Consider the following 26,379-nt stretch of genomic DNA (forward strand, 5'->3'; position numbering starts at 1 on the left):
CTGCTGGATCGGGGCGGAGGCGTTGCGCGGTGCTCGGTGATCTCCGTGCCGGCTTCGTGCATGGGTCCGGGGCCTGTTGCGCCCCGGGGGCGCCAGCGGGCAACCCGGCGAGGCGGGGGCGGAGCCGCCGGCCGGCTCAGTCGCCGGCCAGCAGCTGCGCCAGAAGTTCCGTCGCGCGGGGCCAGGGACCGTAGCCGGCCGCCGGATTGAGATGGCCCACTTCGCCCAGGTCGACCAGGCGGCTGCCCCAGGCATAGGCCATGCCCCGTATGCGCTCATAGGCGGCCAGCGGATCGTTGCGGCTTGCCGCGACCAGGCTGGGGAAGGGGAGGGCGAAGCGCGGCGCCGGCAGCCAACCATTGGCTTCCAGCGTGGCGCAGTCGGGATAGCCGGGCGGCAGCGGCTGGTCGAAGTCCGGCGGCGTGGCCAGCAGCGCGGCGCGGATCGGGCGCCGGTTCTGCGCGGCCCAGTGCACGGTGATCATCACGCCCGCACTGTGGGCCACCAGCACCACGGGCCCGTCGATGTCCGCCAGCGCGGCGTCGAGCGCCGCCACGCGGGCCGCGCAGCTCAGCTTGTCGTGCTCCAGCGGCGGCACGGAACGCGCGTTCGGCAGTTGCGCCTGCAGCAGCGTCTGCCAGTGGTCCGGCACATGGTCGCGCAGGCCGGGTACCAGGAGGAAGGTGATATCGGAATCGAATTTCATGGAATGCCTGTGATGCCTGGGATGCTTGCAAGTCGTTGCGATGCCTGTAATGCGCCTCGATGTCCGCAGCGCGTGTGGCTCTGCGCTGGCTCAGGCGGCGCGTGCCTCGCGCCGGCGTTGCAGCTGCTGCAGGTCGGCGGCGTAGTGCCGGCGGCCGATGGCGAAGACTACGGTGGCGCCGAGCCCCGCCAGCGGGATCAGTTGCAGCGTGGCGAGCAGGCCGATGTGGTCGGACACCATGCCGGTGACGAAGGGGCCAGGCGCCAGGCCGAGCAGGTTGTTGGCCAGCGTGAGCGTGGCGAAGGCCGTGCCATGGATGCGCGGCTCGGTGAGATTGGCCACCATTGCGCTGGTGGGCCCCGCAGTGCCGCCGACCAGCAGCATGCCGGCGGCGAGCAGCACGAGCTGCGCGGTGCTCGGCGGCAGGCGGAAGGCCGCGGCCAGCAGCGCGCAGCAGAGCGCGCTGTAGGTGATCGAGACCAGCCACTTGCGCGCCGGCACATGGCGGGCCAGCCGGTCGGTCAGCGTGCCGCAGGCGATCATGCCGGCACCGCCGGCCACCACCAGGCCCGCCGCGGTGACCCCGGCGCGGTCCGTCGCCATGCCGTAGTAGCGCGACAGGAAGCTGGGGATCCAGGCGAGCAGGGCGCTCATCACCAGCAACTGCAGCGCGCTGCCGACATAGGCGCAGAGGATGGATGGCGCCGAGAACAGGGCGGTCAGCAAGGGGCGCAGCGTCATCCTGCCGGGCGCCGCGGCAACCTCCTCTTCCTCGCCCAGCGCGCGCCGCTGGGCCTGCACGCGGGTCTCCGTGATGCACACACGGAACAGGGCCACCACCGCCAGGCCGAATAGCGCCATGCCGGCGAAGGCCCAGCGCCAGCCAAAATGGGAAGACAGCAGCCCGCCCAGCGCCATGCCCAGCACCGAGCCGAAGGCCCCGCCGGCGATGAAGGCGGCGCTCAGGCTCGCGCGCAGGTGGCGCGGGAACACCGACAGCACCAGGGCAATGCCCACGCTGCCGTAGGCCGCCTCACCGACGCCGACGCACAGCCGCGCCAGGAACATCTCGCCGAAGTTGGTCGCGAGCGCGCAACCCAGCGTGGCGAGGCTCCACATCGCCGCCATCCAGCCCAGGCTGCGAACCCGGCCCCAGCGGTCGCACAGGATGGACAACGGAAAGGTCAGCACGCCGACCATCAGCGCGACCACGCCGCCGAGCGCGCCGAGCTGCGTATCGCTCAAGGCCCATTCGGTCTTCAGCAGCGGAAAAACGACGTTGAGCACTTGGCGGGACATGTAGTCCGACAGCAGCAAGCTGAAGCTCAGCGCGAAGACCAGCCACGGATACCAGCGTCTGCCCGCGCTGCCTGTAGTGCCCTCTGTGCGTGTGGCGCCGGCAGCCATGGCGGCGCGGTTCGTATGTTGTCCCAGCATGTCAGCTCCTGTCGGAAAACCTCGTCCGCGCTCCGGGCGTGGACCTCGGAACTGCGGCTTCGCACCCCGGTCGTGGCGGGGAGGCGTAATCGATGGCTGGGAGTATCTAGGATCGGTGCAATCTGGTTTGTCATTACGTGACAAGTTTTTTGCATACGGTGACAGTGCGGGAAAACGTGGAGATCAGTCCGGAGCGGCAAGCGACGCATTGGAAAGCGGTCAGCTACGCGTTTACCCCGAGGCAATTCGATCCGCCATGTAAGACGTGGGTAAGGGGTACCGATTAACTTATCGGCACGGAATTCGGATGACGCCCACGCAAATGCGCCTATCGCCGCAGCACGCTGACGCGGGCGACTATCGCGTCCGGCGCTGCACCGACTGCATCCGGCAACGCAAGGCCATAGATGGCAGGAGACATAGATGAATGAAGATCTGGTCGCAAGACTGAAGGCAAATCCCCGATATCGCGAGCTTGTCCGCAAGCGTACAAGGCTCGGATGGTCGTTGACCGCCATCATGCTCGTTATCTACTACGGATACGTCCTGCTGATTGCATTCGATAAGGAACTCCTTGCCACAAAAATAGGAAGTGGCGTGATGACGTGGGGCATGCCGATTGGCCTGTTCGTGATCGTCTTTACCGTTGCCATCACCGGTTTCTACGTACGCCATGCCAACGGCTCCTACGACAATCTGACCGCGCAGATCAAGAAGGAGGTGGCATGAAAGCGAATCACGCAGTCGTTGCCTGCTGGGCGCTGCTTCTGTCATCGGCCGCACTCGCGGCCGGTGGAGACCTTGGGCAGGCGGTGCGGCAGCCAACCAACTGGACAGCTATCGGAATGTTCGTCGTGTTTGTCATTGGCACGCTTTTCATCACAAAGTGGGCGGCAACGAAGACAAAATCAGCAGCGGCGTTCTACACGGGCGGAGGCGGCATCACCGGCTTCCAGAACGGCCTGGCGATTGCCGGCGACTACATGTCAGCGGCTTCATTTCTCGGCATATCGGCTGCAGTTTTCACCAATGGCTATGACGGGCTGATCTATTCCATTGGCTTCCTCGTCGGCTGGCCGATCGTCACCTTCCTGATGGCGGAGCGGCTGCGCAATCTTGGCCGGTTCACATTTGCCGACGTTGCGGCGTACCGCTTCAAACAGGGGCCGGTCCGTGCGTTCGCGGCGTCGGGCACGCTGGTGGTGGTCGCGTTCTATCTGATCGCGCAGATGGTGGGCGCCGGGCAGCTGATCAAGCTGCTGTTCGGGCTGGAATACTGGATCGCAGTGGTCATCGTGGGTACGCTCATGATGGTGTATGTCCTTTTCGGCGGCATGACCGCAACGACGTGGGTGCAGATCATCAAGGCCTGCCTGCTGCTCGGCGGAGCTTCGTTCATGGCCTTCATGGTGCTGGCCCAGCATCACTTCAGCCCTGAGGCTCTGTTTGCGAAAGCGGTCGAGGTCCACGCCAAGAAGGACTCCATCATGAGTCCCGGCAACTTCATCAAGGACCCTATCTCGGCCATCTCGTTTGGCATTGCCCTGATGTTCGGTACGGCTGGCCTGCCGCACATCCTGATGCGATTCTTCACCGTGCCCAACGCCAAGGAAGCGCGCAAGTCGGTCTTCTGGGCGACTACCTGGATCGGTTACTTCTACATCCTGACCTTTATCATCGGTTTCGGCGCGATCGTGCTGGTAGGAACGAACCCGAGCTTCCAGGATGGGAGCGGCAAGCTGCTTGGTGGCGTCAATATGGCGGCCGTACACCTTGCCAGCGCAGTAGGTGGGAACGTGTTCCTCGGTTTTATCTCAGCAGTGGCGTTTGCCACGATCCTGGCCGTCGTTGCCGGCCTGACGCTTGCCGGCGCATCAGCCGTTTCGCACGATCTCTATGCAACGGTATTCAAACATGGCAATGCGTCCAGTCGCGATGAACTGCGTGTATCGCGTATCACGACCGTCATCCTCGGCCTGGTCGCGGTGGTCCTTGGCATTGTCTTCGAGAAGCAGAACATTGCATTCATGGTGTCGCTTGCCTTCGCCGTTGCGGCCTCAGCCAACTTCCCGGTGCTGTTCATGTCGGTGCTGTGGAAGGGCTGCACCACGCGAGGCGCAACCGTGGGCGGCTTCCTGGGACTGTTGTCGGCGGTGGTTCTCACCATCCTGTCGCAGGCCGTCTGGGTCGACGTGTTCCACTTCAAGAACGCGCCGTTCCCCTACACGTCCCCGGCACTGTTTTCGATGACGATCGGCTTCCTCGGCATCTGGCTCGTCTCGATCACCGACAAGTCGGCAAGGGCGCGCCTGGACAAGGCCGGCTTCGAAGCCCAGGAGCTGCGCTCCGAGACCGGGATCGGTGCAGTCGAGGCGGCAGGCCATTGATGGAGGCCACGGCGGATCCGATGTGATATTCCACTTTAAAGCTCCGCTCCGGCCCGGCCTGCCGTGTCCGCCTGTAAGCCGTCATATGAACTGTTGCTTCGACATCGGTCAGTGCCCCCCGCTGCCGCCTTGCGCATGGCCGCTTATGAGAGCTGGCGCGAGTTCGAGCAGCGCGGCTGCGCGTTGCTTCACCCGTGGGACCGGGTCCGTCTGCATCAAGGTCTCGATGGCATTGCGTAGGGCACGCTCGCTCGGGGGGTTTCCCAGAGCAGGGCGTATCCGCCGCAGGAACGGAGTACGCGGCCTGGCGATGGCCAAAAGTGCATCAATGGCAATCAGGCTCAGGGGCCGGCCAGCTTTAAACCAGGCATCCGCTTTGGACCAGCTGAAGCCCGACGCTGCAGCCAGGTAGCCCCATGCATCAACCGATGGCTCGCTCGCGTGGGTTTCAATCCAGTCAAGGGCCATCGTAGACCTGAAGTGCGACAAGGCTCCGAACAGCTGCCGCCGCTCTCTCTCCGGCATCGCGTCCAGTGCGTCGACGACCAACTTGAAACCCTCGTCAAGGGGCAGGCATGCCGCCGCAGCCTCTGCGAGGGACCGGAGCAAGCGATAGTCTGGCGAGGCCTGCCACGCGCGTCTGGTCACAGGAGCTCCCTCCGTGCCAATGAGCGCCGCCACTTGCAGGACTACAGAGCGGACCGACAGATTGCGCGTGCTATCAAAACGGTCAGAAAGACAGGCCAGGACTTCCTCGGCAGGCAGGCGTAGCCATGCTGCGCGCAGCTCGTCATCCAGCTGCCATCGTGTTATGGAGTAGCCCAAGAGTGCATCAGGCGACTGCTGGACTTGTCTCAAGTTCGGGGCTGGGTACAGGTAGGGCTGCTCGACATCCTCTTCAGGCTGGCTCGCTTCCCCGTCGTCGTCATAGAAGTCGTCGTGCAGCAGGAACTTCGCCCACCCGTGCCTCTTCGCCAGGTTGAACCACTCGAGCGGACGAAGCGAGCGGCTCATCAGCCGGACGTGACATTGCTGGCAGACGAGGTACGGCTCATCTGGGTCGTCCGCCCGCTCCCCTAACGAGGAAGGGCGCCGCTCGCATGCTTGGCAAAGAACTGTCATGGTGGGATAACTCAGCGGCAAGCTTGGTGTATCCACGATTCCTTATAGGTAGCCACAACGCGCCCTTTGGATTGATATTGACGCCATCGTACCTTATTCCTTATGTTCATTTTTGGCCTCATCAATCAACGCACCACATACCATTCGCCAGTATGGCGGAGGCTGAAAGCGGGGAATCGGACAGATGCCTCCACCAGGCACACGCAATTCGCGCACACGCGGCTGGTCCGCCAGCAAATATAGCGTCTTATCGTACTGCAGCGTCAGGCTCTGCGACACCTTGCGCCATTCGCGCCAGGTCCTCATCAAGCCCGTGTCGCCTCAAAATACGCAAAGGCCGATTCGGTTGGCACGAAGCGCAGCGCCATCAGTTGGCTGGTGGCATCGTCCACGTAGACCAGCAACATGCAAGGCGACGAGCGGTCTTCGAACCAGGCATGGTCGCTGCCATCGATCTGGATCAGTTCACCCAGGCAGGCACGCCGATTCCTTGGCTGGTGGACCTTGGGCGGACGCAGCCGGCGCGGCACCCAAAAACCCGCGTCGATCATGAGGCGGCGCACGGTCTCCTTGGCCAGCGTGATGCCATGGCGTTCACGCAGCTTCTCGCAGGCCAGGGTCGGGCCGAAGTCGGCATAGTCGTCACGGATCAGGCCGAGCGCCCGCGCCGCAAGACCCGGCGGTGTCCGGTTGTTGGCCAATTGACCCTGGTGGCGATTGAGCAAGCCGGCGGCGCCGTCCTGTTGGTACCGCCGCGGCAGGCGCAGGGTCTGGCGGGAGGTCAGCCCCAGTCTGGAGGCGGCAATCCCTGTCTTGAGATAGCCGTCGGCCAGCGCCTGGATGACCTTGAGCCGGTCAATCTGCCGCATCGTCATGGTAATGGCTCCTGCTGGCATGACGGGCTCCGTGGCGCTGGAAGCCGTCAAGCTTACGCCTGCCAAACTCGGACATTTGAACTTGGCCAGAACCGGACATTCTGATTTGGCCTCTACAATACGTTTTACGGATAATAAGGATTATGTTAAATCAATAAAATGCAGTGCGGCTTGTCGTTCTCCGCTGCCGTAGCCCGGCACCAAAATGTTGGATCCGCGAAAAACAACTACCGATCATTGCCAACCTGGCACACCCACTCGAAGTCGCCCACAACGTAGCAGTGCTCCGGCGCAATTGTATGTGGAAATTCCCGTAAGCCCGTCCAATTGTGGCCCGTAAGCCACTGGCTACTTTTCCTACATACCATTGATCACCATTGATCGCGGCTTACTGCTTCTATCTCGATCGAAGCTCATCAGCGGTAACCCACGAGCGCTGGCTGATGTCCTCCTCGTAAGCCTCTTGACGCACGGCGAATCGAATGCCGCATATCTTAGCCCTCCGCTGAGGGCTGTTCAGGAGCGGTCATGGGGGGCTCCAACGGCACAGCTTGTTCATCTAGGCTGCAAGCACAACCAAACCTACCTATTCACATCGCTCCGTAGCCCTTGCATGCTACGAACCGTTGGCCATAGCGCTCGGAGAGAGAGGCATCCACATCAATACCCTTTCGCTTGGCGGTACGCTCACGCCGCACTACGTTGCGTCGCTTTCCGCGCGCCGGCACTCCCCTACTTCACCATCCCGAACGGATCGGGGACGACATGGCCGTTGGCGTTGTTCCAGAAGTTCTGGAGCACAAAGCCATATTCGGAAAGATTCTGGTTGAACGGTTCGAGCATCGCATTTGCACTGGACAGCTTCCAGTCGGCCTGCAACTCGCAGGCAAGCGCGAATGTCGTGACCAGTTCCGCGCCAGCATTGGCCATACGCGACATGGCGGCATCCGCCTCATAGCGGTTCCAAGCGCCGCACGCATCAACCACCGGGTATACGCTGTAACCGTCGTTCAGCATCGACAGTGTCGGCAGCGCACAGCAGGTGCCGATCGTCACGCCAGCGATAATGATGTGGCGGCGGCTGGTCTGGGCGACAAGATCCTCCAGCGCCTTGCGGAAGGTCGGATCTTCATAGCAGTTGATGATGCCGGTGCGGCGGTAGATTGGCTGGTCGGAAAAGATCTCTTTGATCTCCGGCAGATTGTCGCCGTTTTGCCACTGCGCGTTCGACGAGGTGATGAGCGTGGGCAGGCCCAACGCCTTCGCCGTGCGGGCAAGACCGACTACATTGCTCTTGAGTTCGGCCAGCGAGGTGGTGTCGCGCATCCCCGCCATCAGCCCGATCTGGTGATCGACCAGCAGGACGATACTGTTCTCGGCAGTCGGCTTGTCGTGGCCGTAGCGGCCGGCAACGCGGGCGTCGGCGGCGGACACGCGGTTGGGAAGTGCGTTGTCAGTGATGGGGCTGACGATATCGGCGGGACGGGTCGCGGTCATGCTGTTTCTCCTTGATGGTTGTGGGGATATGCGGGGCACGGACTCGACGCCTGCGCCCTAGGGATCCACATGGGAAAACCGCCTTCTCTGGCATGCGTTGCAGCACACCGCCAGCAGTCAGGTAGCCGAGTTGCTCGTTCAGAACCTTGGCCGAAATCATGAAAGCATGATAGGAAGTCGAGGGGCTGGTTGATGGAATAAATCCGACCTCTCAGCCGTTTACACGATAACGCGGCGCCCCCCTCAGGCCAGGCGTGGCCGGGTGCCGTGCCGGTAATAGCGGCAACGACGCCACATTTTCCGGGGCTCCATGGCCGGCGCCGGATGCGTCAATTTGATATTCAATACAAGCGGAGATACGTGCACGGGGTATCTAAGCAAACTAAACGATACAGAGCGAACGGTCCGGCGCGGGTCCCGAGTGACCCGGAAGTCGGGCAGCAAAGCAGGAGACACATCATGAACGGGCGCAGGTTTTGCAAGATCGCCCTCGCACTAGTGGCAGGGGCGGCGATGGCCGCCGGCGGTCCCTCGCTGGCCGGCGGTCGGGGCGGCGGTCGTGGTGGCGGCGGTGGCATGCACGGCGGCTTTCACGGTCACGATGGCTTCCACCATGACGGTTTTCACCATGGGCACAGGCACGTGGTCTTCGTGGTAAGCAGCGGCTGGCCGGGCTGGTGGGGATATCCATACGACGGCTGGCCATACCCCAATGCCTACCCCGGTTACTACACGCCCGCAGCGCAATACATCGAGCAAGGTGATGGGTCGGACGGTGCGTCGGCTAACGCATGGTGGTACCGCTGCGACCAGCCCAGTGGCTATTACCCATATATCAAGGACTGTCCTGGCGGCTGGCAAACAGTGCCGGCCCAGCCGTCGCCGTAATGCCGAGGCATAGATGAAACCGCGTTCCGTTCCCCTCCTGATGGCGGCCGCGTTAGTTGTGGGCGCCTGTACGGCAATGCCGTCGAGTCCCAGCGTGATGGTGCTCCCAGGCAGTAGCAAGACGCTCGACCAGTTTCTCGGTGATGACCATAACTGCCGCCAGTTCGCGCTGGGCCAGGTCGGCGGCGTGAGCTCGCATCAAGCCTCCAACACGGCGGCAATGGGCAGTTCGGCGGTCGGTGCCAGCAATTCCAGCGACTCAGCAGACAGTGCGCAGCACCAATACGACGCTGCCTACATTCAGTGCATGTACGCCAGCGGACACCGGGTCCCGGTCTACGGCCAGATGCTCGCGGCACCGCCCGCGACGCCACCTGCCAATTACAAGCCCTACTCCCCGCCGCCGGCACCGCAAGGGTACGCCCCCTGACCGTCCTGGCGAATCTTCAAAGCAATTGGCGCAAGGGACCGTTGCAATATCGGCGCAACGGCGGCGGCTGCCGGTTGGGTCAGGTTGACCGCATTGGCCGACGAGCCGGCGTTGGCCGACACGGCGGCGGACGGCTCGTCGACCATTGCAGCCGTTTGATTGGGTTGAGCCGAGTGTTCGAAATGGATCGGCGACGGCCGCTCGGCCGGCAATGGTGGTCGGCAACTTCCGGTCAGTGGACTAGACCGCTAGCGCGGTAACCCTCCGGCCAAGCGCCGGGGCAACCGGGCCGGCAGCGCTGTTTCCCATGTTGAGGAGCGAGGCCAGGACAGGTGCTTACTTTTCAGTGGCCCCCCCCCCCTTGTGCGGTGTGGTGATCTCCTTCGTCTTGTGGCCGGCGATACCGAATGTCCTGCTCTGGCTCGCCGCAGGGCCTATTACCCCTCCCCATGCCGCCTTCGAGTAGCCGGCTTCAGAATTCGGTGAACTGGCTTCCAGTCGAAACGCTTTTCCCAACTTGAGCGGTCGAGAGCGACACCGGATGTGGTGTCCCGTCCACGTTTGCCCAGCTTCCAGGCTGGTCTGCGAGGCGACGCCAAGCAATCCAGGATCGATCCATCTAAAGACGGCACTCTACAAGGCTGCCTCCGTTTTTGTAATGATCTCTACATCATTGAAACTCGTGCTAAGCCCCCCTATGCTGCCTTCCATGACCACATCCCAAGATTCCTGGATCCTGCTGATCGTCAGCCTTCCCACATCGGGCGCGACCGCCCGCATGCGGATTTGGCGCACGCTCAAGGCGTTAGGCGGAGCCGCCTTGCGCGACGGGGCCTATCTGCTGCCGGCCAGGGCCGAGCAAGTGGAGCAGTTCCGCGAACTGGCCGACGAAACCCAGTTGCAGGATGGCCAAGCCTGGCTGTTGACCGTACATCCCCAAGAGGACGACGACGCCGCCGTCTACCGCGCACTGTTCGACCGATCGGGCGACTATGCCGATTTCCTCGCCTCCGTCTCGGAAGCTCGCCAGACGCTTTCCGGACTAAGTGAAGCCGAGCTCAATCGCTTGCTGCGGCGGCTCGGACGCAATTATGAAGCGATTCGCAAGGTCGATTTCTTCCCCAACGAGGCGTCCTTGCGTGCTGAAGCGCAGTGGCGAGACTTTACGGGCGCCATTGAAACGATCCTGTCGCCGGGCGAGCCGCATCCTGCGGCCGGGTCGATCGCGCGGCGCGACCCCACGCAATACCAGGGGCGGCTATGGGCGACCCGCCGCCATCTTTGGGTCGACAGGGTGGCGTGCGCCTGGCTGATCCAGCGCTTCATCGATCCCCACGCCCGTTTTCAGTGGCTCGAATCGCCCAGCGACTGCCCCACCGACGCGTTGGGCTTTGATTTCGACGACGCGACATTCACCCATGTCGGCGACAAGGTTTCCTTCGAGGTGCTGCTTGCAAGCTTTGGCCTGGACGCAAATCCAGGATTGCAGCGCCTGGCGGGGATGGTCCACGCGTTGGATGTCGGCGGCCCGACCGTCCCCGAAGCGAGCGGGTTCGAGGCGATTCTGGCCGGCGCCCGCGAGCGGCTGGCCGACGACGATGCGCTGTTGGCCGAAATCGGCCTGGTGCTGGATTCCCTGCATGCCCACTTTTTGAATCACCGGAAACGCTAGCCGTCACCGAGTCCATCTCAAGGAAGCTCCATGAGCAACCCGCAGCGAACCGACATTCCGCAAGCGCCGGCGGCCGAACGGCCGAGCTATTCGTTCCGGCAACTTGTGTTCTATATGTTGCGCCTGGGTACGCTGGGCTTCGGCGGCCCCGTTGCCCTCGCCGGCTACATGCACCGGGACCTGGTGGATGCGCGTAAGTGGATTACCGATGCCGATTACAAGGAAGGCCTGGCGCTGGCACAGTTGGCTCCCGGTCCGCTGGCTGCGCAACTCGCCATCTATCTTGGCTATGTGCATTACCGCATCGTCGGAGCGACCTTGGTCGGCATTGCATTCGTCATCCCGTCATTCCTGATGGTGGTGGCGCTGGGTTGGGCCTACGTCCGCTTTGGCGGGCTGACCTGGATGCAGTCGGTGTTCTATGGGGTTGGCGCGGCGGTCATCGGGATCATTGCGATCAGCGCCTACAAGCTCACCAACAAAAGTGTGGGCAAGGACAAGCTGCTGTGGGTGATCTACCTGGTGTTGGCAACGGTGACCGTGGTGACCGAATCCGAGATCGCCTGGCTGTTCCTGGCGGCCGGGATCGTAGTGTGGTTCTGGCGCGCGCCACCGAAGTGGCTGCGACAAGGCGGCCTCAACGCCATTGCGGCGACGCAAGTGCCCGCGGTGAGCGGGATCGTCAGCACCGTGGACTGGCCGCTGTTGACGCAGATCGGCGTGTTCTTCGCCAAGGCCGGCGCCTTCGTATTCGGGTCCGGACTTGCCATCGTGCCGTTCCTGTACGGCGGCGTCGTGACCGAGCACCATTGGTTGAACGACAGGCAGTTTGTCGACGCAGTGGCAGTGGCCATGATCACGCCGGGCCCCGTGGTGATCACGGTCGGGTTCATCGGCTATCTGGTTGCCGGCCTGCCGGGGGCGTCCGTGGCCGCGCTAGGCACATTCCTGCCTTGCTACCTGTTTACCGTGATCCCGGCCCCCTACTTCAAGAAGTACGGGAAGCGCCCCGGCATCATCGCCTTCGTCGATGGTGTGACGGCGGCGGCGGTTGGGGCCATCACGGGCGCCGTGATCGTCCTGGCCAGACGCTCGATTATCGATCTGCCCACTGTCTTGCTTGCGCTTGTCACGGTCGCGTTGCTCTGGAAATTCAAGAAGTTGCCTGAGCCAGTCATCGTCGTCGGCGCCGCACTGATCGGCCTGGTCGCCTACCCGCTTCTCCATTCATGAACCGCACGAACAAGGCATCCATCATGATCTATGAAATGAAGCCGCTGGGCGTCGATCCAGGCAAGCTCACTGGCCTCTCGGAAAAACTGATCGTCAGCCATTACGAGAACAACTATGGCGGCGCGATGAAACGATTGAATGCCATCGCCGCGGAACTTGCCTCGCTGGATCCGGCAATCGCACCCGTGCTTGGCGCAATCCCGATGACATGGATGGCTGGATCTCCGCGCTCGACACCAGCCGGCCGGTGATCGTCTATTGCGTACACGGTCATCAAGTCGGCCAGGACAGTGCCGCCCGGCTGGAAGACACAGGCTTCCGAGGCATGGTGATGTATGACGCCCTGTATGCCTGGTGCCTGCATTGCCGGGCGGAGACGCATCGGTGGCCAGCGAAGATGCCTGCATGAACTTCTTTGCGATGTCGCCCGGGAGGTACCCCGTGAAAGCGATCCTGCTCTTTGTATGGATGCTGCTGACAGCCATGCCGGCAACTGGAGAAACGATCATGTTCAACCAGGACAAGCAAGGTGCGTTGCCCGCAGGATGGGTGGCGGGTGTCACCGGCCGCGGCACGCCGAAATGGACCGTCGAGGCAGACCCGGCCGCGCAGAGCGGCGCCAACGTGCTCAAGCAATCGGGCTCCGGGGATTTCCCCTGGTGCGTGAAGCAAGCTGTTTCCATCGCCGACGGCTTCGTGGAGGTCAAGTTCAAGCCCATCGCTGGGCGAGAGGACCAAGCCGGCGGCGTCGTCTGGCGCTGGAAGGACAGCGATAACTACTATGTCGCGCGGGCGAATGCATTGGAGAACAATGTCTCGCTGTACTACACGACAGGCGGCCGCAGGCACACCATTCTGTATCAGGAGGCCCCAGTCGCTGCCCGGGTCTGGCATACGCTGCGCGTGGAATTCCTTGGGAACCGCATCCAGGTCGCGCTGGACGGCAAACGCTACATCGATGTAGCGGACGATCACATCAGCGGCGCCGGGGCGGTCGGCGTATGGACCAAGGCGGACAGCGTGACCTTGTTCGACGCCTTCTCATTTGGAAACCCCAGTGCGAAATAGCACCGAAGAAAAGCACCAAGAAATAGTAAAACCAATGATCACATCAGAGCAATCCAGAAGCATCGCCAGCAACCCGCAATGGCAAGCGAAGGCAGGAACGTCGCGACTGGCGAAGGCAAATCCGGCCCCGGTCAGTCTCCAATCGCGAGTGCCAGGATATGGATCGGCATCGCGATCCTCCGCTCTGCTACCGCAGTCCCGGCCGAAGGCGCATTCAAGCGCCTGTCTGTCGCCGGCATCAAGAAGGGGCTTGTTGGCAAGATCGTCACTGACGGTGCCCATTGGTCGGATAAGATCACTTGCTGCACGGGAAATCCTCATGAAGCCGATCACGCGCGAACGTGCCGGGTTAGACCGTTTCCCCTACCGCACAGCCGACTATGGCACGCAGCGTGGATGGTACCTTTGCGATGTACACGCTTAAGGACCCGGCTTTCACTACCCGCCAAAGTTGGCTCGCGCGCCTGCTACTGCCCGCAGGGGTCCATGCCAGCGCTCTACCGCTTCTCATCGGCCGCGCGCTACGCGCCTTCTGTGACGGGTTCATCGCCGTTCTGTTGCCTGCGTACCTTCTTGCGCTCGGTTTCGGACAACTGGCAGTCGGGTTCATCAGCAGTGCCACCCTGACCGGCTCTGCACTGGCAACGATACTGGTCGGAGTCCTCGGCAATCGCTTCCCGCAACGCCGCCTGCTGGTGTTGGCGGCTGCATTGATGGCCGCGACCGGCATCGGCTTTGCCGGTCTGTCTTCCCTATGGCCGCTGTTGCTCGTTGCATTCGTCGGTACGCTCAACCCAAGCTCTGGGGACGTCAGCGTATTCCTGCCACTGGAGCAGGCTCGCCTGGCTGACTCGTCTACCTCTGATGCCCGCACGGCGCTCTTCGCCCGTTACAGTCTGACCGGCGCCTTCTCTGCCGCCATTGGTGCGCTGGCCGCGGCCTTTCCGGACTGGCTCACCACGCACTTGGGAATATCGTTCCTCAGCGCAATGCGCGCCATGTTCAGTTTCTATGCTTTGACCGGCGTCGCGCTCTGGTTTATCTATGCCCGCTTGCCAGAGCTACACCCGGAGACCGTCTCGGCGACAGTACCGCTTGGCCCGTCTCGCCGGATCGTTACCCGCCTTGCACTGCTCTTCAGCGTCGACGCCTTCGCTGGTGGCCTGGTGGTGAACTCTTTGCTGGCGCTGTGGTTGATGCAGCGCTTCGGTCTTTCCCCAGGGATCGCCGGCCAGTTCTTCTTCTGGGCGGGGTTGCTCACCGCAGGCTCCCAACTCGTTGCCGTGCCGCTGGCTCGCAAGTTCGGCTTGCTGAACACAATGGTGTTCACCCATATTCCATCCAGCCTCTGCCTGATCGGGGCTGCATTTTCCACATCCCTGATGGCGACCCTGGCCCTGCTGCTGGTGCGCAGCGCACTGTCCCAGATGGACGTACCGACCCGTACCGCTTATGTGATGGCCGTGGTAACGCCCCCCGAGCGACCGGCTGCCGCGAGCCTGACCGCAGTACCCAGGAGCCTGGCTTCCGCGCTTAGTCCGACCCTCGCGGGCGCGCTGTTGGCAATGGGCTGGGTCGGCGCACCGCTGGTCGCCTGCGGCCTACTCAAGATTACCTATGATCTGGCGCTCCTGCGCGCATTTCGACATATCAAGCCGGCCGATTGACCGAGCTCCAATCCTGTCCAGAGGCATGAACACCTTTCTAAGAATGTTCAGGGACGAACGGTGTTGCGCATCATGGATCGAGTATGACACCGGGCGGGCAACCGCACGGTGCATGAGTCGCCGAACCCGGAAACCCCCGCTACAAGCCTAAGGCTTTAGCGGCGGGAGTATTGATGCGCCTTCCTGGTCAATTGCCGCCGATCGGGCGCAACGTCCAGACGGTTGCCGTATTCGTGTTGTCGTTCACCGCCGCGAATTGCGGCTGGCCACTGCTGCTCAGTCCGAATGCGAGGCCGAATGCGGAGCCAGGTGACGGGTCGACCTGCATCGTCGCGATGAAACGCCCATCGGGCGTGAACTCGACGATTTCGCTGGCATGTTGCGCATTAGGGTTAATGGCATCGCCGTTCGCTGTCACCAGATCTCCATTCGGCGCAAGCGCCAATGCCAACGGCCCGCGAAGGTGGTCAATGTCTTGATAGATTACCGTTCCCGGTCCATTGTCGCGCGCGAGCGCCGCAGCGCGCGATACTGCGAACACCTTATTGTCGTTGGTTGATGCGACATAAAGCACATCATGGGCCGCGTCATAGGCCAGTCCTGTTGGGCCAACAACGAGCGCTGCGGGATCGGTTCGGTGCGAGTAGCCGGACGCAATGATATGCGAGCTATTCAAGAGCGTCGCGCCACTCGCGCCAATGTTGATATCGATCCTTGCCACCGTTCCGTTCAACACGTTCGATACGAACGCCGTGACCTGCGGTCCTTGATCGATGGCGACCGTCATGTCCCACGGCCCGTCCAGGAGGATTGGATCGTTCAGCTCGCTGAGAAGCCTTCCTTGAGGAGTGATCACCAATAGTGAGCTGTTCGAGGTGATGGCTGTGCCATTCGTCGTCGGAAGATTGCCGACCAGCACGAACCCGCTCTTCAGCACAGCCAGGGCGGTGGTGAGCCCCCGATTTTGCCCCTGGAAAAAGGTGACTGGCTTGCCGTCGGTCACAAGCTTCACAATGGTCGTTCCCGTGCCTTGTTTGTTGGAAGCGGCGTTGAAATTGGACACCAAGACGTCCCCCGGCTTCAGTGCACTCCCCGACGGTACGCCGCCAGGCACGAAAGCAATGCCGTAGGGATTGAGGTCGTGGTTGGTCGGAACGGTCGACGCGACCGTGGATGTTGGTGGAATGATCGGTTCTCCACCTGCATGAGATCCATGCGCGCTGCTTCGAACACCAAGAGCGGTACCGCGCCAGCGGCTTCAATCTGGTCACGGCAGCGATCGTTGTGGAATTACGGGCTACCTCGAACGGGCTGTCGAGGCGATGGTTGGCCGCGGCATGTCCCGTTGACACGGCCTTGTTGCCGTCACCGCTCGGCTGAGAGGGGGAGCCGTCGGACGACGGATGACTGAAAGACGAATACAAATAATTTGCATTCCTGATTATAGAGAGACGACCAGCAAGTTCACAGCCCACTTCGCCCGAAATTTTAGCCAGGAGAGAAAGTGTTGCTCGGATGCAAATATTGACCGAAAAAGAGATCTATTTAGCGCTTGAAAGCGAAAGTTGTCAGTAGATTGGAACATCCCGCAAGACGTTAAATGTTTTTACCTAATGACAAGCAATATTGATGTCATATGTATTCTGCAGCGGCAACGCTGTGGGTCGGCAATAGGTGCATGCGCTCCTGATACACCTGCTTACACGATTGGCGCCCTTCCATCGGCCAAGGCGTCAACGCTGCAGCATGCGCATCGTTACAGACGGTAACCCATCTTTAATTCTGCGAATACGCAACTGGACAATGGCGGCATAGAGTACTTGCAGAATCATCAGGAGCAGCATCATGCGAAAGATCTTGGCAATTGGCCTGCTGGCTGGCGCCGCCGGCCTTATCTCAGGCGTCGCCGAGGCACGAGTCGACGTAGGAATTGGCATCGGCCTGCCCTGGCCGGCCGTGGTTGCACCTCCCCCGCCCGTTTACTATGAGCCGGCGCCCGTTTATGTCGCCCCCCAGCCAGTCGTGGTTGCGCCCGGCTACTACGACGATTGGCAAGCCCGTGCATGGCGCGAACAGCAATGGCGTGAAAGACGCTGGAGAGAACGCGAATGGCGCGAGCGACACCGCGATTGGCATCGTTGGCACGACGACGATGACTGAACTTGATCGTTGACTGCAGGCATTGACGATTCGGCTCGCAGGCTTGGATACATTTCACTACATTTTTCTAACAGTGCCGGGAGCGCTTTCGCAAGGTCCGCAATCATCGGAGTAATACACACGCCATTGCGTTTCTTAATCTTCTTGGCACACCGCATCCGCACAGCCCGCATGATTCTTGCATGAAGGCCCTCACACCGTAGCTACCCACCCGAAGAGCCGGTGACCCAATAGGCCACCAGCCACTAAAAAAAGGGCTGCGACGCCGAGATTCGAGATAAGGATCATAAGCGTAGCATCCAACGGGTGGAGGAGTGAAAGGGCAGTCGCTGCCATGGCGGCGACCGACAGGCTGGCCACCATTGCGATCGGCGCTGGCGCCAGCCGCGCCACATAGCGCAGCATGATCAGCAACGCTAGCGACAGCGGTATGCTTACCATTGCCAATGTCGCAAAGCAGCGTGCTGTCTCGCCAAGGTTCAGACCATCCGGGCCGATGCTTATCCAGCCAGTCAGGCAGCCGTAGCCGATTGTGGAGATCCAGACGAGCATTGCCGGTGCCGGCAATAGCAGCCATCGCCGAGACCGGCCCGGGATGCTGGCAAGGAATACCGCTACCGCTGCCATCGCGCCCGTCGCCAATGCACTGGCAATGCTGATCACAAACGCGGGTTGATGAAGCTTGAGCGCCAAATCCGACCGCACGCCATGACCAACGGCGACAAGCGCGAGCACCAACACAGCAAACAGCAGCCAGCACGCTGCGCGCACGACAGGTGAGCGAAGCCGTCGTATGGGCGGTGCATTTTCAACGAGAGAGTCGATCAAGTCGGCGGTCGGAATCATCTTTCGCTACCTCGCGGGGCCTATCAATCTACGCAGCGTTTTCAAAGCCCTGTGGACGGCCACTTTCAACGCCGCGACCGACACACCGCTAGCTGCCGACGCCTCCTTCAGGGACATCTCCTCAAGCTTCAGCATGCGAAGCGCATCGCGCTGTCCGGCCGGCAGCTGTTGAACGGCCTCGCGTACGGTACGCGCATCCACCGCTTCTTCCTGCAGGTTCGCGGCTGGATCCATAAAGGTTTCGTTCTCGGATTCAAACGGCGTTTCGTGAATCCCCGTGCGCCCTCTCCTGCGTAGTCCGTCGACGATGCGCCGGTTGGCAATGGCGACTAGCCAGGGGCCGAACGGGCGGCTAGGGTCATAGGTATGGCGTACCGAATGCACCGTTAGCAGGATGTCCTGTACTGCGTCCTCGATGTCGCTACGGTTGTGCATCTGGCGCGCGGCGAGCGCCCGCAGGTAGGGCGTGATGTCCTCCAGAAGACGGCGGTAGGCGCCGCGGTCGCCACCTTGTGCCCGCTCCATTTCCATAGACCAATCGGGCGTCCCGTCGGGGCGAGTTGCCGGCAGCTCCGGCTGGCGATCAGGCGCAAGCGAGTCCGCAGCCTCCTTCACGAGGCTGTGGAGAGCGCCACGACGATCCGGATGTTGGGGCATGTTCGAATTTTGCTTCGAAGATGAAATTCTGTCGCGCAAAAAAAATTCATACCGCAGGTAACCTTTTACCTTGCCACGCCGAATCTCTTCACACGACCCCAATCCCCGGGGCCGCAAAAGCGTGCGGAGGATGCAAGATGAACAAGCATGTATTGGCCGCCTCGTCCCTGTCGACAGCGATTGGCCTCGCGCTCGCCATGCAGGCCGCGCCAGCTCAGGCACAGGCCATGAAGGACATGAGCGGTATGCCGCAGATCGTCAAGGACAACATGGCCAGGATGGAGAAGGGCAAGCTCGAAAAGTGCTATGGGATCAACGCCGTGGCCAAGAACGATTGCGCCGAAGGAGCCCATTCCTGTGCCGGGCAATCCACCCAAGCTCGCGATTCGAGATCTTTCGTGCTGTTGCCAGCAGGAGACTGCACCAAGATTCAAGGCGGCAAGCTGAAGGCCACGTAAGCGAGTGTCTGCAGATGCGTACGTCAATTGCGGCAAAGCAAGGCGCATTCGGTCTGATTCCGGCCAGCGCGGGAGTCGGACTGCGCTTCCGGCACCATCAAGAGGTCCTCGGAGAACGGCCTGGCGTCGCCTGGTTCGAAGTACATAGCGAGAACTACATGGGCGGAGGCACGGCGGCGCGCTACCTGGACGCGATTCGCCGGGACTACCCCATTTCGCTGCATGGGGTCGGCCTGTCCCTGGGCAGTGCCGAGGGGCTAGTTCCGGCCCATCTTGCGCGAATACGGAAGGTCGTCGAGCGGATCGAGCCCGGGCTGGTGTCGGAGCACCTGTCATGGAGCGTCGCCGGCGGGACGTATCTTGGCGACCTGTTGCCCCTGCCCATGACCGAAGAGGCGCTGGACATCGTATGCCGGCACGTCGATCAGGTCCAGACCCACCTGAGGCGGCGCATCCTGGTTGAGAATCCCTCGACCTACCTTCGTTTTCGTCACTCCACCATTCCGGAGTGGGAGTTTCTTTCCGCGGTCGCGCGTCGCACTGGCTGCGGCATTCTGTGCGACGTCAATAACGTCTATGTCAGTGCAAGCAATCATGGCTGGGATGCCTCAGCTTACATTGCAGCACTGCCGCCGGAGGTGGTCGGCGAGATCCATCTTGCCGGTCACAGCGTCAGGCAAATCGAGCAGGGACCAACGATCCTCATCGACGACCATGGCTCGCGTGTTGCACCGGAAGTCTGGAAGCTCTATCGCGCAGCCCTCAAGCGGTTCGGACCGATTCCCACGCTGATCGAATGGGACATCAATGTGCCGACGCTCGAAGTCCTGATGAGTGAGGCTGCTATTGCCGAAACAGATCTGGAGCACCAACGCCATGACGCAGACCGCCCCTACTCTGCTTGAGCTCCAGCGCGCATTCGGCCAGAGCCTGCTGCGCGGCGCCGGTAATGGCGTGACGGCCTACGTAGTCGCGGGTGGCCTGGCACCGCAAGCGCGGCTGAACATCTACCGTAACACCGCCATCAGCGTGCTATCCACGGCACTGCGCCTCTCCTACCCGGCTGTCCAGGCGCTCGTCGGCGAGGAATTCTTCGAGGGAGCCGCCAGGCTCTTCCTGGAAGCTTCTCCACCGCAGAGCGCGTGGCTGGACGAGTACGGCTCGACATTCCCGGACTTCCTGGAGCAACTGCCGCAAGCCGCGACACTTTCCTATCTGCCGGACACTGCCCGGCTCGAATGGACCATTAACACCGTGCAGCATGCCCCTGAGGCCACACCCCTTGCATTGGCGCAACTCGCGTGCCTCACGGACGCCGAGATGGGGCGCACGTGTTTCGAGAGGCATCCCGCGGCACAACTGATGCGATCCGAGTACCCGGTGGACGCTATCTGGTGCGCGGTGCTGGCCCACGACGATGACGCTCTAGAGGCAATCGACATTGCCGGCGATCCGGTCTGCTTGCTTATCCGCCATACGGAGTCCGGCATCGCTATCGACCGGCTCCACGACTGCCAATGGCGCATCGCGGCATCTCTTTTCGCGGGGCGGCCGCTCCATGCTTGCCTCGACGAGACAACGCCGGCAGAGATACACAGTTTGCTCGCCACGCTTCTGGCCGGCGGATGCTTCACGCGCTTCAGCATCGCTGCCCAGACCTTCGATCAATGCATCCCGGACGTTTCGTCATGACAAATCCAGCACCGTCCGCTCGCACCCGCACGACCGCGGTCCAGCGCGCGCTGCACGCGGTCGCGTGCCTTGAGCGTATTCCGTACTCAGTCCTTGCGATCCCGCTGCGACTCGCGGTGGCCACAGTCTTTTGGAGCTCGGCGATGAGCAAGCTGGCTAACTGGGATACCGCCCTCGATCTGTTCAGGGAGGAGTACCGGGTACCTCTGTTGCCGCCCGAACTGGCCGCTTATCTGGCGGTGTCAATTGAGTTGACGACGCCCGTGCTGCTTGTTCTCGGGTTGGCCGCACGGCCCGTAGCGCTGGTGTTGCTCGGCATGACGGCGGTCATCGAGGTGTTTGTCTATCCACAGGCCTGGCCCACGCACATTCAGTGGGCGGCGATGCTACTGGTACTGCTGAGCCGAGGCGCGGGCGACTGGTCCGTGGACCGGTGGTTGTGGACGCGCTTCGGCCGCTAGCCTGACAACTATGCTCGCAGCCTGAACGAGGCAGACAAAGCCCGCGCGCGAATCGCATCCCTCTGGCTCTGTCCGGAGCGGCTGAGAACGGTGTCCGTTCACGCGTGTCTTGCCGCGCCGTAACGGCGCCGGTCGCGGCCTGCGTGGCCTTGACACGTGATGTCCTTGCCGGACATCGGCGACAAGCGGAAACGGGGATGGCAAGCCCTTGGACTCAAGCGCGGCATCATCCAAAGCGACGTGCCCCCTCCCCCAACCTGCCGCAGGCGCAGGCTATCCGTTCTGGCTTTCCGGGTCCCTGATTTCTTGGCGCCGGATCGTCCCCGCACTGACCGGGACATGGCCACACTCTTCGCCGCTGCGTTAGCGTCCGGCTTGGGCCAGTATTGTTTCGATTTGCCGATCCTTTTCTTCCCACAGTTGGGTGAGCCAGCGATGAAACTCGGCGCGGAACGCGGCATCTCCGTCGTAGTCACCTCTACAGAGATTGGACGGGATCGGCAGTTCGCGAGTACGCACGATGACGCGCCCGGATCGGCCACAGGCCAGTTGCCAGAAACTTGGGGTGCCGTCGGGATAGACGATGCTGACGTCCAGCAGCGCACTGAACCGCGGGCCCATCGTGTTGAGCGCCAGCGCCAGTACGCCGGCCTTCGGCTTGAGCAGGTGCCGGTAGGGCGAAGACTGGGTCCGGTGCTTGGCCAGGGTAAAGCGCGTGCCCTCGGCGAAGTTCATTACGCTGGTCGGCACCAGGGCGAACTTGGCGCAGGCACGCCGCGTGGTCTCGCGGTCTTGCGCGCGCAATGCCGGACGCTTGCGCAGCGCCGCCTTGGAATGCCTGCGCATGAACGGAAAATCCAGCGCCCACCATGCCAGGCCGATCACCGGCACATAGATCAACTGCTGTTTCAGGAAGAATTTCAACAGCGGGATGCGTCGGTTCAAGACGCGCTGGAGCACAAAGATATCGACCCAGGAGCGATGGTTGCAATTCACCAGATACCAGCCGGCATAGCGCAGTTCGTCCACACCTTCCACATCCCAGGGTCCGTGTAGCAGCAGGCCGATCCAGGCATCGTTGCAAGTGATCCAGGCAGTGGCGAGGCCGTTGAGAACCGGGTCAATGCGTCGCCGCACCGCGGGAAACGGCAATAGTAACTTCAACACCGCGAGAACGAAGAGCGGTGCGCACCAGAACATTGTGTTCAGCGCCAGCAACGAAAAACTGAGCAGGCCGAGTGCAAAAGCAGGCAACGCACGCATCAGTCGTGCTCCTCGATCAGTGTGGGATGGAAGGATGGCCGCCCTGGTTTGGGCGGGGCGGAAACAGTGGACTGCCACGACCGGAAAGGCGTCAGGTCGGCCATGGATTGCGAGTACCGCCGAAATCCATGGAGAGCGCAGTGCATGGCGTCATGGAGCCAGGCCGTTGCTCGATGCGTGTGCCTGCTTGCCGGCATGTCAGGCGCGCAGGCGGTCGGCCATGCCGGCCGATAGCCAAGGGGGCCGATGAGAGTCCACGATTGCCGCATCAACATCCGTCATCGTTGCGAGCAGCCGACGCCCTGCCCCCGCGCCGGACACCATGATGGCCGCGCCTAGTCCGCTGACGCGTTCGGCGCTGCCGGCCACCAGGGTGACGCCGTGCGGGCCATGGCTTGGCAGTCCGGTCTTCGGGTCAAGGATGTGGTGATAGCGCCGGCCCTCGCGGATAAAGCAACGCTCATAGTCACCCGACGATGCCACGACGCCGTTGCTTAGCGCGACCACACCGACTAGCCGCTCCGGTGCGCGCGGATCGCGCAGGCCGACTCGCCAGTCGCGGCCCTGCAATTGACCGGTGACAAGCACGTCACCTCCGCCATTGATCATCGCGTCGTGCAGGCCCTGGCGATGCAGCACCTGCAGGCCGGCTTGCAATATCGGCAGCTTGGCGATCCCGCCCAAGTCCAGTTTCATGCCGGGCCGGCGTAGATAGGCAGTGCTATCCGCTTCATTGATCACGACGTCGCGGTAGTTCACCAGATGGCGTTCGCCGGCCAGTTCGTCACGGCTGGGGATCACTGCCTGCGTTTGATCGAAATTCCAGCCGGAGAATGCCCCGACCGTAATGTCAAAGGCCCCTTGGCTGCGCGCGGATACCTGGGCCGCCAGCTTCAGCACTGCCAGCAATTCAGGTGCGACCCGCACCGGATTGCGTCCGGCAGCCCGCTGCAATGCGCTGACCTGGCTGTCAGCCCGGTAGCGGCTCATGAGTTGTTCGAGCCGGGCCATCTCGGCAAAGGCCGCAGCGATGGTGGGCTCGGTTGCCCTGGATCCGTGGCCCTGGACCACGATATCGACTCGAGTGCCCAGCAGCGTGCGCGAAACGCGTTGCACGCGCGGGTCAGCCAGCGCCGGCCGCAGGAACATCCCGGTAACCAGCAAAGGTATGCCTGCCAGGTAGCGGCGACGGCCAGGATTGCGAGGATGTTCGGTTCGCATGGCAAAGACCTCAGCGTGCCTGTGCTGTCATGTAGTCCACTGCCGCCTTGACCGCGTCATCGGCCAGGGAGGTGCTGCCGCCGCGTGCCGGCATCATGCCTGTGTTGCCACTGAATCCTTCCAGTGCGTGCTTGTAGAGCGTTTCATTGCCCTGGGCCATACGTGGCCCCCAGTCAGCCTTGTCCCCCACCTTGGGCGCACCAGCCACGCCGGGGACATGGCACATTGAGCAGACCTTGCCGAAGGTGCTCTTGCCAAGTGTGTTCTCTGGGGTGGCCGCCGGAGACGCGGCGGTCAGCCCAACGCTCTGCGCGGGTGTGGGTGCGGCGGCCTCGGCTTGTGCCGAGGCGGCGTCATTCTTCTTCCCGCAAGCAAGCAGGACAGCAGCACAGGCCAGCATCAGGCATAGATTTTTCTTGAGCATGGCGATCTCCTTGAATGAGTTGAAAGCGCTCTGGAAACGAGCATGCCATGCATTCTGTCTTCTTGGTTTCTAAAAAGAAGTATTAAAAATACTCATTTTAAGAATGCCTGACCCAGATCAAGTGCCTTCCCGGCTACTGCTCCGAAGATGCTACCTGCCAACGGGAGCGATGCGCGACATGTGAATCGGCACCGTTGCCCGGCCTCTATTAAAGTTGGTTTAAGGACTGATGATGACCAAGGATAAGACACAGCGGAATGACGTTCCCAGCGCGCCCGGGCGGCGGCGCTTCATTAACACAACAGCGCTGGCCGGGCTGGCATCCGTGGTGGCCTGTACGGACAAGAGCGCTTCGTCCGTGCCCGCCGCCGCAGCCGCCGGTGCGGCGCCTGCTGGCGAGCACGTTATTGCCGGCCTGCATCCGAAACCGGGCGAGCTCGATACCTACTACGGTATCTGGAGCGGTGGACATGCCGGTGACGTGCGCATACTGGGCATGCCTTCGGGGCGTGAAATTCATCGTGTCCCGTGCTTCGTGCCGGATGCGCTGGTCGGCTGGGGCATCACCAATGAGTCGAAGAAGGTGATGGGCACCAAGCCCGACGGCAGCTTGAAATACACGGTTGGCGATACGCACCACGTCCACGCTTCTTACAAGGACGGCAACTATGACGGCCGCTATGCGTGGGTCAACGACAAGATCAATGCACGTCTTGCCCGTATCCGGCTCGACTATTTTGTCTGTGACAAGATCACCGATTTGCCTAACGTGCAGGGCTTCCACGGCATCTTCCCTGACAAGCGGGATCCGGTGGACGAGAAGATCAACTACACCAGCCGCGTGTTCTGCGGCGGCGAGTTTGGCATTCCGCTGCCGAACAACGTCGGCACCGAAGATCACAGCAAGTACCGTTCCCTGTTCACTTGCGTGGATGCCGAAAGCATGGACGTGCGATGGCAGGTGCTGATCGACGGCAATTGCGACCTGGTGGCGACGTCCTACGACGGCAAGCTTGCGGCGACCAACCAGTACAACACGGAAATGGGTGTTCACTACGAGGACATGATGTCCGCCGAGCGCGACGCCTGCCTGTTCTTCAACGTGGCGCGGATTGAAGCCGCGATCAAGGCCGGCAGGTTCAAGACCATCGGCGACTCCAAGGTCCCGGTCGTGGACGGCACGCACGCTGCCAACCAGGACCCGAAGACGGCACTGACTGCCTATGTATCGGTGCCGAAGAACCCGCATGGCGTCAACGCCAGTCCTGACCAGAAGTACTTCATCTGCGCGGGCAAGCTGTCGCCCACCGTCACGGTGATCGAGCTGTCCAGGATCCTCGACTGGTTCGACGGCAAGCTCGCGGCGCTGGATGACGCGATCGTGGCGGAAGTCGAGGTGGGTCTGGGGCCGCTGCATACCGCCTTCGACGGCCGCGGCAACGCCTACACCACCTTGTTCCTGGATAGCCAGATCGTGAAATGGAACATCGACAAGGCGATCCAGTTCCACAAGGGAGACAAGAACGCCAAGTACGTACTGGACCGGCTGGACGTGCACTACCAGCCGGGCCACTTGAGTGCCTCGCAGTCCGAAACCGTGGCGGCCGATGGCAAGTTCCTGGGCGTTGGTTGCAAGTTCTCGAAGGACCGCTTTCTGCCGGTGGGTCCGCTGCACCCGGAGAACGAGCAGTTCATCGATATCTCCGGCGACAAGATGATGTTGGTGGAAGACCACCCGATTCGCAGCGAGCCGCACGACTTCATCATCTTCAAGCGCGATTTACTACGTCCGAAGCAGGTCTACTCTCTGGACGACTTCCCCTTGGCCATCAAGGACGCCAAGCAGTCCGGCGTGTTCCGTAACGGCAAGAAGGTAACGGTCAAGCTCACTTCGCAAGCCCCCGCTTACAGCCTGCGCGAGTTCAAGCTGAAGAAAGGCGACGAGGTTACGCTGATCCTGACCAACTTGGACAAGATCGAAGATCTGACGCATGGTTTCGCCATCCCCAAGTACAACGTCAACTTCATCGTGAACCCGCAGGAAACAGCATCCGTGACCTTCGTGGCTGACAAGCCTGGCGTGTTCTGGTGCTACTGCACGCACTTCTGCCATGCACTGCACCTGGAAATGCGTAGCCGCATGATTGTCGAGGCCTGAGCCCTAGCTTGATCGCACGCGTGCGCCGATCGCGCACGCGCGCTCTTATGGATGGGA

Annotated in this window: 25 protein-coding genes and 4 pseudogenes; 17 read left to right on the forward strand and 12 right to left on the reverse strand. The window is 62.0% G+C overall.

The genetic code is table 11. The annotated features are described in order from the left end of the window. Positions 1–136: 136 nt before the first annotated feature. Together AC3FOF_RS26620 and AC3FOF_RS26625 are read right to left on the reverse strand one after the other, a co-directional pair. Positions 137–706, reverse strand: a complete 570-nt coding sequence (locus tag AC3FOF_RS26620; protein WP_276268188.1) for an RBBP9/YdeN family alpha/beta hydrolase — start codon at positions 704–706, stop codon at positions 137–139. A 90-nt stretch (positions 707–796) separates the two neighbouring features. Further along, a complete protein-coding gene (locus AC3FOF_RS26625; protein WP_488728315.1) occupies positions 797–2,143 on the reverse strand; it encodes an MFS transporter in 1,347 nt (448 codons plus the stop codon). Between the two features lie 423 nt (positions 2,144–2,566). On the opposite strand from AC3FOF_RS26625, the gene AC3FOF_RS26630 reads away from it, so the two are divergent. Together AC3FOF_RS26630 and AC3FOF_RS26635 are read left to right on the forward strand one after the other, a co-directional pair. Further along, the gene (locus tag AC3FOF_RS26630; RefSeq protein WP_488728316.1) at positions 2,567–2,872 is read left to right on the forward strand and encodes a DUF485 domain-containing protein; all 306 of its coding nucleotides are present in this window, start codon (positions 2,567–2,569) and stop codon (positions 2,870–2,872) included. Next, positions 2,869–4,530 (forward strand): cation acetate symporter, encoded by a 1,662-nt coding sequence (locus AC3FOF_RS26635; RefSeq protein WP_035807419.1) that lies wholly within the window; start codon positions 2,869–2,871, stop codon positions 4,528–4,530. The genes AC3FOF_RS26630 and AC3FOF_RS26635 overlap by 4 nt, the downstream gene beginning before the upstream one ends. Before the next feature lie 108 nt (positions 4,531–4,638). Here AC3FOF_RS26635 and AC3FOF_RS26640 read toward each other — a convergent pair whose 3' ends face one another. The 3 genes and pseudogenes from AC3FOF_RS26640 to AC3FOF_RS26650 form a co-directional block, all read right to left on the reverse strand. Further along, entirely contained in the window at positions 4,639–5,544 is a 906-nt protein-coding gene (locus AC3FOF_RS26640; protein ID WP_488728317.1) for a hypothetical protein, read from the reverse strand. A 416-nt stretch (positions 5,545–5,960) separates the two neighbouring features. Further along, positions 5,961–6,548: pseudogene (locus AC3FOF_RS26645) on the reverse strand (helix-turn-helix domain-containing protein); the annotation flags it as partial. Positions 6,549–7,259: 711 nt separating this feature from the next. Beyond that, positions 7,260–8,024 carry an isochorismatase family protein gene (locus tag AC3FOF_RS26650; RefSeq protein ID WP_276263588.1) on the reverse strand — a complete coding sequence of 255 codons (765 nt, stop codon included), beginning with the start codon at positions 8,022–8,024 and terminating at the stop codon, positions 7,260–7,262. Between the two features lie 459 nt (positions 8,025–8,483). Between AC3FOF_RS26650 and AC3FOF_RS26655 the strand changes: the two genes are divergently transcribed. From AC3FOF_RS26655 to AC3FOF_RS26690, 8 genes and pseudogenes are all read left to right on the forward strand, one after another. After that, the gene (locus AC3FOF_RS26655) at positions 8,484–8,912 is read left to right on the forward strand and encodes a hypothetical protein (RefSeq protein ID WP_488728318.1); all 429 of its coding nucleotides are present in this window, start codon (positions 8,484–8,486) and stop codon (positions 8,910–8,912) included. Between the two features lie 13 nt (positions 8,913–8,925). Further along, on the forward strand, positions 8,926–9,342 hold the full coding sequence (locus tag AC3FOF_RS26660) for a glycine zipper family protein (protein ID WP_488728319.1): 417 nt from the start codon (positions 8,926–8,928) through the stop codon (positions 9,340–9,342). 322 nt (positions 9,343–9,664) lie between these two features. After that, positions 9,665–9,772, forward strand: a pseudogene (locus tag AC3FOF_RS26665) (EamA family transporter); the annotation flags it as partial. A gap of 279 nt (positions 9,773–10,051) precedes the next feature. After that, a complete protein-coding gene (locus AC3FOF_RS26670) occupies positions 10,052–11,014 on the forward strand; it encodes a chromate resistance protein ChrB domain-containing protein (RefSeq protein ID WP_488728320.1) in 963 nt (320 codons plus the stop codon). 30 nt (positions 11,015–11,044) lie between these two features. After that, positions 11,045–12,247 (forward strand): chromate transporter, encoded by a 1,203-nt coding sequence (locus tag AC3FOF_RS26675; RefSeq protein ID WP_488728321.1) that lies wholly within the window; start codon positions 11,045–11,047, stop codon positions 12,245–12,247. A gap of 23 nt (positions 12,248–12,270) precedes the next feature. Further along, positions 12,271–12,435, forward strand: a pseudogene (locus tag AC3FOF_RS26680) (superoxide dismutase); the annotation flags it as partial. Between the two features lie 134 nt (positions 12,436–12,569). Next, positions 12,570–12,656, forward strand: a pseudogene (locus tag AC3FOF_RS26685) (chromate resistance protein ChrB domain-containing protein); the annotation flags it as partial. Positions 12,657–12,688: 32 nt separating this feature from the next. Further along, positions 12,689–13,315, forward strand: coding sequence for a 3-keto-alpha-glucoside-1,2-lyase-like domain-containing protein (locus tag AC3FOF_RS26690; RefSeq protein WP_035811556.1), 627 nt, complete (start codon positions 12,689–12,691; stop codon positions 13,313–13,315). Here the strand turns inward: AC3FOF_RS26690 and AC3FOF_RS26695 are convergent. Beyond that, positions 13,289–13,636 carry a hypothetical protein gene (locus AC3FOF_RS26695; protein WP_488728322.1) on the reverse strand — a complete coding sequence of 116 codons (348 nt, stop codon included), beginning with the start codon at positions 13,634–13,636 and terminating at the stop codon, positions 13,289–13,291. The genes AC3FOF_RS26690 and AC3FOF_RS26695 overlap by 27 nt on opposite strands. Positions 13,637–13,695: 59 nt before the next feature. Between AC3FOF_RS26695 and AC3FOF_RS26700 the strand changes: the two genes are divergently transcribed. Then, the gene (locus tag AC3FOF_RS26700; protein ID WP_017226804.1) at positions 13,696–14,982 is read left to right on the forward strand and encodes an MFS transporter; all 1,287 of its coding nucleotides are present in this window, start codon (positions 13,696–13,698) and stop codon (positions 14,980–14,982) included. A gap of 187 nt (positions 14,983–15,169) precedes the next feature. Here AC3FOF_RS26700 and AC3FOF_RS26705 read toward each other — a convergent pair whose 3' ends face one another. Further along, positions 15,170–16,168, reverse strand: a complete 999-nt coding sequence (locus AC3FOF_RS26705) for a hypothetical protein (protein ID WP_488728351.1) — start codon at positions 16,166–16,168, stop codon at positions 15,170–15,172. Between the two features lie 659 nt (positions 16,169–16,827). Between AC3FOF_RS26705 and AC3FOF_RS26710 the strand changes: the two genes are divergently transcribed. Then, complete coding sequence (locus AC3FOF_RS26710; protein ID WP_276263572.1) at positions 16,828–17,142, forward strand: hypothetical protein; 315 nt, start codon at positions 16,828–16,830, stop codon at positions 17,140–17,142. A 192-nt stretch (positions 17,143–17,334) separates the two neighbouring features. Here AC3FOF_RS26710 and AC3FOF_RS26715 read toward each other — a convergent pair whose 3' ends face one another. Both AC3FOF_RS26715 and AC3FOF_RS26720 read right to left on the reverse strand, forming a co-directional pair. After that, positions 17,335–17,988, reverse strand: a complete 654-nt coding sequence (locus tag AC3FOF_RS26715) for an NrsF family protein (protein WP_488728323.1) — start codon at positions 17,986–17,988, stop codon at positions 17,335–17,337. Between the two features lie 6 nt (positions 17,989–17,994). After that, positions 17,995–18,513, reverse strand: coding sequence for a sigma-70 family RNA polymerase sigma factor (locus AC3FOF_RS26720; protein WP_035811552.1), 519 nt, complete (start codon positions 18,511–18,513; stop codon positions 17,995–17,997). Between the two features lie 269 nt (positions 18,514–18,782). On the opposite strand from AC3FOF_RS26720, the gene bufA1 reads away from it, so the two are divergent. The 4 genes from bufA1 to AC3FOF_RS26740 are packed head-to-tail and all read left to right on the forward strand — an operon-like array spanning position 18,783 to position 21,256. Next, complete coding sequence (bufA1, locus tag AC3FOF_RS26725; RefSeq protein ID WP_017226799.1) at positions 18,783–19,103, forward strand: BufA1 family periplasmic bufferin-type metallophore; 321 nt, start codon at positions 18,783–18,785, stop codon at positions 19,101–19,103. A gap of 14 nt (positions 19,104–19,117) precedes the next feature. Beyond that, a complete protein-coding gene (bufB, locus tag AC3FOF_RS26730; protein ID WP_488728324.1) occupies positions 19,118–20,008 on the forward strand; it encodes an MNIO family bufferin maturase in 891 nt (296 codons plus the stop codon). After that, a complete protein-coding gene (locus AC3FOF_RS26735) occupies positions 19,980–20,795 on the forward strand; it encodes an HvfC/BufC family peptide modification chaperone (RefSeq protein ID WP_488728325.1) in 816 nt (271 codons plus the stop codon). The genes bufB and AC3FOF_RS26735 overlap by 29 nt, the downstream gene beginning before the upstream one ends. After that, on the forward strand, positions 20,792–21,256 hold the full coding sequence (locus tag AC3FOF_RS26740) for a DoxX family protein (RefSeq protein WP_488728326.1): 465 nt from the start codon (positions 20,792–20,794) through the stop codon (positions 21,254–21,256). Before AC3FOF_RS26735 ends, AC3FOF_RS26740 begins: the two co-directional genes overlap by 4 nt. A 363-nt stretch (positions 21,257–21,619) precedes the next feature. Here the strand turns inward: AC3FOF_RS26740 and yihG are convergent, their stop codons facing one another. The 3 genes from yihG to AC3FOF_RS26755 all read right to left on the reverse strand — a co-directional run bounded on the left by yihG (position 21,620) and on the right by AC3FOF_RS26755 (position 24,164). Further along, positions 21,620–22,519 (reverse strand): 1-acylglycerol-3-phosphate O-acyltransferase, YihG family, encoded by a 900-nt coding sequence (yihG, locus tag AC3FOF_RS26745; protein ID WP_488728327.1) that lies wholly within the window; start codon positions 22,517–22,519, stop codon positions 21,620–21,622. A gap of 198 nt (positions 22,520–22,717) precedes the next feature. Further along, positions 22,718–23,740 carry an FAD:protein FMN transferase gene (locus tag AC3FOF_RS26750; RefSeq protein WP_488728328.1) on the reverse strand — a complete coding sequence of 341 codons (1,023 nt, stop codon included), beginning with the start codon at positions 23,738–23,740 and terminating at the stop codon, positions 22,718–22,720. Between the two features lie 10 nt (positions 23,741–23,750). Further along, on the reverse strand, positions 23,751–24,164 hold the full coding sequence (locus AC3FOF_RS26755) for a c-type cytochrome (RefSeq protein ID WP_017226793.1): 414 nt from the start codon (positions 24,162–24,164) through the stop codon (positions 23,751–23,753). A 229-nt stretch (positions 24,165–24,393) separates the two neighbouring features. Here AC3FOF_RS26755 and nosZ point away from each other — a divergent pair, with 229 nt between their 5' ends. Continuing rightward, positions 24,394–26,322 carry a TAT-dependent nitrous-oxide reductase gene (nosZ, locus tag AC3FOF_RS26760; RefSeq protein ID WP_035811537.1) on the forward strand — a complete coding sequence of 643 codons (1,929 nt, stop codon included), beginning with the start codon at positions 24,394–24,396 and terminating at the stop codon, positions 26,320–26,322. Positions 26,323–26,379 lie beyond the last annotated feature (57 nt).

This window comes from Cupriavidus sp. 96C5-1 (genome assembly GCF_057798855.1).

What these genes read in the sequence shown, in the direction of transcription:
- AC3FOF_RS26710 (WP_276263572.1), top strand. Translation starts at nt 16,828, where the DNA reads ATGCGAAAGATCTTGGCAATTGGCCTGCTGGCTGGCGCCGCCGGCCTT.
- bufB (WP_488728324.1), top strand. Translation starts at nt 19,118, where the DNA reads ATGCGTACGTCAATTGCGGCAAAGCAAGGCGCATTCGGTCTGATTCCG.
- AC3FOF_RS26625 (WP_488728315.1), bottom strand. Translation starts at nt 2,143, where the DNA reads ATGCTGGGACAACATACGAACCGCGCCGCCATGGCTGCCGGCGCCACA.
- AC3FOF_RS26660 (WP_488728319.1), top strand. Translation starts at nt 8,926, where the DNA reads ATGAAACCGCGTTCCGTTCCCCTCCTGATGGCGGCCGCGTTAGTTGTG.
- AC3FOF_RS26755 (WP_017226793.1), bottom strand. Translation starts at nt 24,164, where the DNA reads ATGCTCAAGAAAAATCTATGCCTGATGCTGGCCTGTGCTGCTGTCCTG.
- AC3FOF_RS26750 (WP_488728328.1), bottom strand. Translation starts at nt 23,740, where the DNA reads ATGCGAACCGAACATCCTCGCAATCCTGGCCGTCGCCGCTACCTGGCA.
- AC3FOF_RS26670 (WP_488728320.1), top strand. Translation starts at nt 10,052, where the DNA reads ATGACCACATCCCAAGATTCCTGGATCCTGCTGATCGTCAGCCTTCCC.
- AC3FOF_RS26635 (WP_035807419.1), top strand. Translation starts at nt 2,869, where the DNA reads ATGAAAGCGAATCACGCAGTCGTTGCCTGCTGGGCGCTGCTTCTGTCA.
- AC3FOF_RS26675 (WP_488728321.1), top strand. Translation starts at nt 11,045, where the DNA reads ATGAGCAACCCGCAGCGAACCGACATTCCGCAAGCGCCGGCGGCCGAA.
- nosZ (WP_035811537.1), top strand. Translation starts at nt 24,394, where the DNA reads ATGATGACCAAGGATAAGACACAGCGGAATGACGTTCCCAGCGCGCCC.
- AC3FOF_RS26655 (WP_488728318.1), top strand. Translation starts at nt 8,484, where the DNA reads ATGAACGGGCGCAGGTTTTGCAAGATCGCCCTCGCACTAGTGGCAGGG.
- AC3FOF_RS26715 (WP_488728323.1), bottom strand. Translation starts at nt 17,988, where the DNA reads ATGATTCCGACCGCCGACTTGATCGACTCTCTCGTTGAAAATGCACCG.
- AC3FOF_RS26620 (WP_276268188.1), bottom strand. Translation starts at nt 706, where the DNA reads ATGAAATTCGATTCCGATATCACCTTCCTCCTGGTACCCGGCCTGCGC.
- AC3FOF_RS26640 (WP_488728317.1), bottom strand. Translation starts at nt 5,544, where the DNA reads ATGAGCCGCTCGCTTCGTCCGCTCGAGTGGTTCAACCTGGCGAAGAGG.
- AC3FOF_RS26735 (WP_488728325.1), top strand. Translation starts at nt 19,980, where the DNA reads ATGACGCAGACCGCCCCTACTCTGCTTGAGCTCCAGCGCGCATTCGGC.
- AC3FOF_RS26695 (WP_488728322.1), bottom strand. Translation starts at nt 13,636, where the DNA reads ATGAGGATTTCCCGTGCAGCAAGTGATCTTATCCGACCAATGGGCACC.
- yihG (WP_488728327.1), bottom strand. Translation starts at nt 22,519, where the DNA reads ATGCGTGCGTTGCCTGCTTTTGCACTCGGCCTGCTCAGTTTTTCGTTG.
- bufA1 (WP_017226799.1), top strand. Translation starts at nt 18,783, where the DNA reads ATGAACAAGCATGTATTGGCCGCCTCGTCCCTGTCGACAGCGATTGGC.
- AC3FOF_RS26630 (WP_488728316.1), top strand. Translation starts at nt 2,567, where the DNA reads ATGAATGAAGATCTGGTCGCAAGACTGAAGGCAAATCCCCGATATCGC.
- AC3FOF_RS26650 (WP_276263588.1), bottom strand. Translation starts at nt 8,024, where the DNA reads ATGACCGCGACCCGTCCCGCCGATATCGTCAGCCCCATCACTGACAAC.
- AC3FOF_RS26720 (WP_035811552.1), bottom strand. Translation starts at nt 18,513, where the DNA reads ATGGAGCGGGCACAAGGTGGCGACCGCGGCGCCTACCGCCGTCTTCTG.
- AC3FOF_RS26700 (WP_017226804.1), top strand. Translation starts at nt 13,696, where the DNA reads ATGGCACGCAGCGTGGATGGTACCTTTGCGATGTACACGCTTAAGGAC.
- AC3FOF_RS26740 (WP_488728326.1), top strand. Translation starts at nt 20,792, where the DNA reads ATGACAAATCCAGCACCGTCCGCTCGCACCCGCACGACCGCGGTCCAG.